General features: G+C 59.7%; 7 protein-coding genes. 3 read left to right on the top strand and 4 right to left on the bottom strand.

The annotated features are described in order from the left end of the window. Nucleotides 1-797: 797 nt before the first annotated feature. From VF672_RS18560 to VF672_RS18545, 4 genes are read right to left on the bottom strand one after another with little or no spacing between them, the layout of a single operon-like run. On the bottom strand, nt 798-1,532 hold the full coding sequence (locus tag VF672_RS18560) for an amino acid ABC transporter ATP-binding protein (RefSeq protein ID WP_331106013.1): 735 nt from the start codon (nt 1,530-1,532) through the stop codon (nt 798-800). Beyond that, entirely contained in the window at nt 1,519-2,169 is a 651-nt protein-coding gene (locus tag VF672_RS18555; protein ID WP_205902682.1) for an amino acid ABC transporter permease, read from the bottom strand. Before VF672_RS18555 ends, VF672_RS18560 begins: the two co-directional genes overlap by 14 nt. Then, on the bottom strand, nt 2,166-2,831 hold the full coding sequence (locus VF672_RS18550; protein WP_331106012.1) for an amino acid ABC transporter permease: 666 nt from the start codon (nt 2,829-2,831) through the stop codon (nt 2,166-2,168). Before VF672_RS18550 ends, VF672_RS18555 begins: the two co-directional genes overlap by 4 nt. A 23-nt stretch (nt 2,832-2,854) precedes the next feature. Next, the gene (locus VF672_RS18545) at nt 2,855-3,640 is read right to left on the bottom strand and encodes a transporter substrate-binding domain-containing protein (protein WP_331106011.1); all 786 of its coding nucleotides are present in this window, start codon (nt 3,638-3,640) and stop codon (nt 2,855-2,857) included. Between the two features lie 266 nt (nt 3,641-3,906). Here VF672_RS18545 and VF672_RS18540 point away from each other — a divergent pair, with 266 nt between their 5' ends. The 3 genes from VF672_RS18540 to rho all read left to right on the top strand — a co-directional run. Then, nucleotides 3,907-4,611 carry a FadR/GntR family transcriptional regulator gene (locus tag VF672_RS18540; RefSeq protein ID WP_331106010.1) on the top strand — a complete coding sequence of 235 codons (705 nt, stop codon included), beginning with the start codon at nt 3,907-3,909 and terminating at the stop codon, nt 4,609-4,611. Nucleotides 4,612-4,734: 123 nt separating this feature from the next. Beyond that, nucleotides 4,735-5,064, top strand: coding sequence for a thioredoxin TrxA (gene trxA / locus VF672_RS18535; RefSeq protein ID WP_331106009.1), 330 nt, complete (start codon nt 4,735-4,737; stop codon nt 5,062-5,064). A 228-nt stretch (nt 5,065-5,292) separates the two neighbouring features. Next, a partial coding sequence (rho, locus tag VF672_RS18530) for a transcription termination factor Rho (protein WP_331106008.1) occupies nt 5,293-6,413 on the top strand: 1,121 nt, incomplete at its 3' end.

Raw genomic sequence — 6,413 nt, 5'->3', positions numbered from 1 at the left:
CGGTCCCACTCACTGACCGCGTGCATTCAGCGGGATCGCATGTATTTGTGGGACCGGCTTCAGCCGGGAAGAGGCCGGTGGGTCCGACGTCAGTTTCGCGGTGTGGCAGATGACGCCTTCCCGGCTAAAGCCGGTCTCACTGACTGACCGCGTGTATTCAGCGGGATCGCGTGTATTTGTGCGACCGGCTTCAGCCGGGAAGAGGCCGGTATGCGCGGCGTTAGTTTCACGGTGTGGCAGCTGACGCCTTCCCGGCTAAAGCCGGTCCCACTGACTGAACGCGTGTATTCAGCGGGATCGCGTGTATTTGTGGGACCGGCTTCAGCCGGGAAGAGGCCAGGGTGAGCGCCATCAATTCTGCGGTGTGCCATTTGATGCCTTCCCGGCTAAAGCCGGTCCCACTCACTGACCGCGTGCATTCAGCGGGATCGCATGTATTTGTGGGACCGGCTTCAGCCGGGAAGAGGCCGGTGGGTCCGACGTCAGTTTCGCGGTGTGGCAGATGACGCCTTCCCGGCTCAAGCCGGTCTCACTGACTGACCGCGTGTATTCAGCGGGATGGCGTGTATTTGTGGGACCGGCTTCAGCCGGAAAGAGGCGGGTGGGTCCGACGTCAGTTTCGCGGCGTGGCAGCTGACGCCTTCCCGGCTAAAGCCGGTCCCACTGACTGACCGCATGTATTCAGCGGGATCGCGTGTATTCGTGGGACCGGCTTCAGCCGGGAAGAGGCCGGTATGTGCGGCGTCAGTTTCACGGTGTGGCAACTGACGCCTTCCCGGCTAACGCCGGTTACGCAATCAGGCCTGCTCGACCGAGCCAATGAAATTCGCCAGTTCGGGGGTCTTCGGGTTGGCCATCAGCTCCTTGGGGTCGCCCACTTCATGCACCTTGCCCTGATGCATGAACACCAGCTTGTCGCCCACTTCCCGGGCGAAGCGCATTTCGTGGGTCACCATGATCAGCGTCATGCCGTCTTTGGCCAGCTCGCGGACCACCGCAAGCACTTCATTGACCAGCTCAGGGTCCAGCGCCGAGGTGATTTCGTCGCATAGCAACACTTTGGGTGACATCGCCAACGCGCGTGCGATCGCCACGCGCTGTTGCTGACCACCGGATAGCCGGTCAGGGAAGGCGTCGAATTTCTCGCCCAGGCCCACGCGATGAAGCATCTCCTTCGCCAGCTTGGTCGCTTCCGCTTTGGAGACCTTTTTAACCACCTGCGGCGCGAGCATCACGTTCTCGCCGACCGTCAGATGAGGGAACAAGTTGAATTGCTGGAATACCATGCCGACTTTCTGTCTGAGGCTGCGCAAATCAGCCCGCGCGGCATCGAGGTATTCGCCATCCACCTCGATCACTCCGTCGTTGATCGACTCCAGCCCGTTCAAGGTGCGCAGCAGCGTGCTCTTGCCCGAACCACTGCGCCCGATGATCGCCACGACCTGGCCTTCCTCGACGCTGAGGTCGATGCCTTTGAGCACATGGTGGTCGCCGTAATACTTGTGCAGGGCGGAAATTCTAAGCAGAGGCATGAAGTCTCCTTTCCAGGTAGCGCGCGCTGAGCGACAACGGGTAGCAAAGCAGGAAGTAGCCCAGGGCGACGAAGCCGTAGACCATGAAAGGCTGGAACGTTGCGTTGGCGAGCATGCCGCCGGTTTTGGTCAGCTCCGTGAAACCGATGATGGAGGTGACGGCCGTGCCTTTGACGACCTGCACGGAGAAACCCACCGTCGGCGCTACCGCGATGCGCAACGCCTGCGGCAGAATCACGTAGCGCAGTTGCTCGAACGGGGTCAGGGCCAAGCTGGCGGACGCCTCCCACTGGCCGTTGGAAATCGACTCCACGCAGCCGCGCCAGATTTCAGCAAGGTAAGCACTGGTGAACAGCGTCAGTGCCAGCGCCGCCGCCAGCCAGGGCGAAATGTCGATGCCCATCAGCGCCACGCCGAAGAACACCAGAAACAGTTGCATCAACAGCGGCGTGCCTTGGAACAGTTCGATGTAGCAGCGAGCGAGCCTGCGCGGCATCGCCTTCTCGGAGATGCGCAGGGTCATCACCAGCAGCCCGATCACGCCGCCGCCGATGAACGCCACCAGCGACAACGCCAATGTCCACTGCAGCCCGGTCAGCAAGTTGCGCACGACGTCCCACAGAGTGAAATCCATCAGCGGCTCCTCGCAATGTAGCGACGGCCGATCCACGCCAGCAACTGACGCACCAGCAGCGCCATGCAGAGGTAGATCAACGTCGTGATGATGTACGTCTCAAACGCGCGAAAGTTGCGCGACTGAATGAAGTTCGCCGCGAAGCTCAGCTCCTCGGTGGCGATCTGCGAACAGACCGCCGAGCCCAGCATCACGATGATGATCTGGCTGCTCAAAGCGGGCCAGACCTTGCCCAGCGCCGGGACCAGCACGACGTGGCGAAAGGTTTCGAAGCGGGTCATCGCCAGCGCGGCCGACGCTTCAATCTGGCCACGTGGAATGGCCTGCACACCCGCGCGGATGATTTCCGTCGAATAGGCGCCCAGGTTGATGACCATCGCCAGCACGGCGGCCTGCCACTCCGAGATTTGCACCCCCAATGACGGCAGCCCGAAGAAAATGAAGAACAGCTGAACCAGAAACGGCGTATTGCGGATCAGCTCGACGTAGACACCGAAAATGGCCGAGAACGGCTGGATCTTCCACGCCCTGACGATTGCCCCGACGATGCCGACGCTGACGCCGAGCAGGGTGCCGATGGCCGTCAGTTCCAGCGTAAACAGCGCGCCGCGCAGGAGCAGGTCGGTGTTTTGCAGGACCGGGATAAAGTCGAACTGATAAGCCATTTAAACGCCTCGGCAGTCGGTGATCACAGATCGGCAGGCAATGGCTGCTTTAGCCAGGTCTGCGCGTTCTTCTCCAGCGAGCCATCCTTTTTTGCCGCTTCGAGGATTTCATTAACTTTCGCAAGCAACTCAGGCTGCCCTTTGTTCACCCCGACGTAGACCGGCGAGTCCTTGAGCTTCACCTTCAGTTCAGGGATGCGCTTGGGGTTCTTTTCGCTGATCGCGACCATGACCACGTTACCGCTGGCGATCAGGTCGGTCTGCTTGGCCAGATAAGCCGCGATGGTGGAGTTGTTGTCTTCGAAACGTTTGATCGTTGCCTCTTTCGGCGCGACGGCGGTCAGCTCGATGTCCTCAATGGCGCCGCGGGTCACGCTGATGGTTTTGCCTTTCAGGTCATCCACCGTTTTGACGGCGTCCTCAGGCGGACCAAAAACAGCGAGGTAGAACGGTGCGTAGGCGCGGGAGAAGTCGATGACTTTTTCACGGTCCGGGTTCTTGCCGAGGCTGGATATGACCAGGTCAACCTTGCCGGTGGTCAGATACGGGATACGGTTGGTGCTGTTGACCGGCGTCAGCTCAAGCTTGACCTTCAGTTGGTTGGCGATGAGCTGTGCGGTGTCGATGTCCAGGCCGCGCGGCTTCATGTCGGGTCCGACCGAACCGAACGGCGGGAAGTCCTGCGGTACAGCGACTTTCAATGTGCCACGGGTGGTTACATCGTCCAGACCATTGGCGTGGGCGGTGGCCTGGCCGAGCATGAGGCTGGCAAACAGGGCGGCGAGCAGGGCGCTGTAACGCTTGGTCATGTGGCGTCTCCGAATCAATCTGTGTGTAGGCAAAGCCCGGGTAATGGCCAAGCACCAGTGCACAGCCCATGCCAGCCGCTCATTTGCAGCCATGGAATGAGGGCCGCAAGCGCGATCCGGTCTAACTGGTCTGAACAGTGGGTGCGCGAGTCGCCCCGCTTTGGCGCGCCTGAAACCTGCGGCGCCCCTCACTTGGGCGTCACTTGCCGGATACCTCCGTTGGCGATACAAGGGTTTTTTCCCACGGTTTACGCACCTTTGCCGCCATGCATACGAGCCCTGTAGCAGTGCCTGAAGCCGCCTTCCGGGCGATTCGCAAATTGATCGCCGAGCAGGGCTATGTCCCCGGTGACAGCCTGCCATCCCAGCGGGACCTGGCGATTCGTCTTGGCGTCAGTCGTGCTTCGTTGCGTGAAGCATTGTCGTCATTGAGCGCGTTGGGGCTGGTCAGTGTGCAGCCCGGCAAAGGCGTGTTCGTTCAGGCGGTTTCTGAACCACAACGGAGCACGAGCGGTTTTTCCTGGCCGTACGCAGCGCACGCATCGCCTGCGGAAACTTTTCAGCTGCGCTACGCCCTGGAGGGATTCGCCGCCGGCCTTGCAGCGGTCACGCTGACCGCCGACGAGCGCGATGTGCTGGAAGATAACGTCGAGGCCATGCGCCTGGAACTCAAGGCAGGGGACTTCGAATGCGCCGCCCGGCTGGACTTCGATTTTCACCGGCGCATCCTCGTCGCCAGCGGCAATCAGGCGATTCTGGGGATCATCACCACCAGTGCCGATATCTTTCTGGAAAGTCAGAAGCTGCCTTTTATCCGGGCGGGCAGGGCGATGGAGACCTGGCAGGAGCACCGCAAGATCCTGCGGGCGTTGGCGCGCAACGCGTCTGGCCCGGCGCAGAAGGCGATGCAAGAGCACATTCGCGGCGCAGCGTTGCGCACAGGCATTGTGTTCGTCGCACCCTCCGGTTGAGTATTTGCAATTAAGGCAGCCGTGCCGGGTCATAGCTAGAGACAATCAACCTCGTCTTCCTGTCATCGCATGACACAGATATGATGACCCACGTTTTTTTGCCTATGACCTCGGAGAAATCTCATGAGTAACGACCTCATCAAACACGTCAGCGACGCGAGCTTCGAACAGGATGTCCTGAAGGCTACTGGTCCTGTTCTGGTCGATTACTGGGCTGAATGGTGTGGCCCATGCAAGATGATCGCTCCTGTTCTGGACGACATCGCCACCACCTACGAAGGCAAGCTGACCATTGCCAAGCTGAACATCGACGACAACCAGGAAACACCGGCCAAGCACGGCGTTCGTGGTATCCCGACCCTGATGCTGTTCAAGGACGGCGAAGTCGCGGCGACCAAGGTTGGCGCACTGTCCAAGTCGCAGTTGCAAGCGTTCCTCGACGCCAACATCTGATCGCGATATAGCCCCGCAAATCGCGGGGTTTTTTTCTGGCGTCGTACTAGACGCTTAGAAAATCAAGTGGTACATTCGGCCCCGCAACGGCTTCTCCGTTGCCCCCTGCTAGCCGTCGCCGACGCTCTCCTTTCGATTTGCACGCGATCCTGTCGCCTTCTCTGCGGCGCGGCCTCATTAAGCCAAAAGCTTAATTTCCCCCTCCATACATGATTACGTCATTCCTATATGAACCTGACTGAACTCAAGCAAAAGCCTATTACCGATCTGCTCGAAATGGCCGAACAGATGGGCATAGAAAATATGGCCCGTTCGCGCAAGCAGGATGTGATTTTCTCCCTGCTGAAGAAGCACGCGAAAAGCGGCGAGGAAATCTCGGGTGACGGCGTGCTGGAGATCCTCCAGGATGGCTTCGGCTTCCTTCGTTCTGCAGACGCCTCCTACCTCGCCGGCCCAGACGACATTTACGTCTCGCCCAGCCAGATCCGCCGTTTCAACCTCCGTACGGGCGACACCATTGTCGGCAAGATCCGTCCGCCGAAGGAAGGCGAGCGTTACTTCGCACTGCTCAAGGTCGACACCATCAACTTCGACCGTCCAGAAAACGCGAAGAACAAGATTCTGTTTGAAAACCTGACGCCGCTGTTCCCGACCATTCGCATGAAGATGGAGGCCGGTAACGGTTCCACCGAAGACCTCACCGGTCGCGTCATCGATCTGTGTGCCCCGATCGGTAAAGGTCAGCGCGGTCTGATCGTTGCTCCGCCTAAAGCGGGCAAGACCATCATGCTGCAGAACATCGCGTCGAACATCACGCGCAACAACCCTGAAGTCCATCTGATCGTTCTGCTGATCGATGAGCGTCCGGAAGAAGTAACCGAAATGCAGCGTACCGTGCGCGGCGAAGTGGTTGCCTCCACTTTCGATGAGCCACCAACCCGTCACGTGCAGGTCGCCGAAATGGTGATCGAAAAGGCCAAGCGCCTGGTCGAGCACAAGAAGGACGTGGTTATCCTGCTCGATTCCATCACCCGTCTGGCCCGTGCCTACAACACCGTCATTCCGAGCTCCGGCAAGGTCCTGACCGGTGGTGTCGATGCTCACGCCCTTGAGAAGCCAAAGCGTTTCTTCGGTGCGGCGCGTAACATCGAAGAAGGCGGCTCGCTGACCATCATCGCCACCGCGCTGGTTGAAACCGGCTCGAAGATGGACGAAGTGATCTACGAAGAATTCAAAGGCACCGGCAACATGGAACTGCCTCTGGATCGCAAGATCGCGGAAAAACGCGTCTTCCCGGCCATCAACATCAACCGTTCCGGCACACGCCGCGAAGAGTTGCTGACGGCCGA

The organism is Pseudomonas sp., from assembly GCF_036387035.1.
Classification (GTDB): Bacteria; Pseudomonadota; Gammaproteobacteria; order Pseudomonadales; family Pseudomonadaceae; genus Aquipseudomonas.
This window is presented reverse-complemented; position numbering and strand designations above follow the sequence as displayed.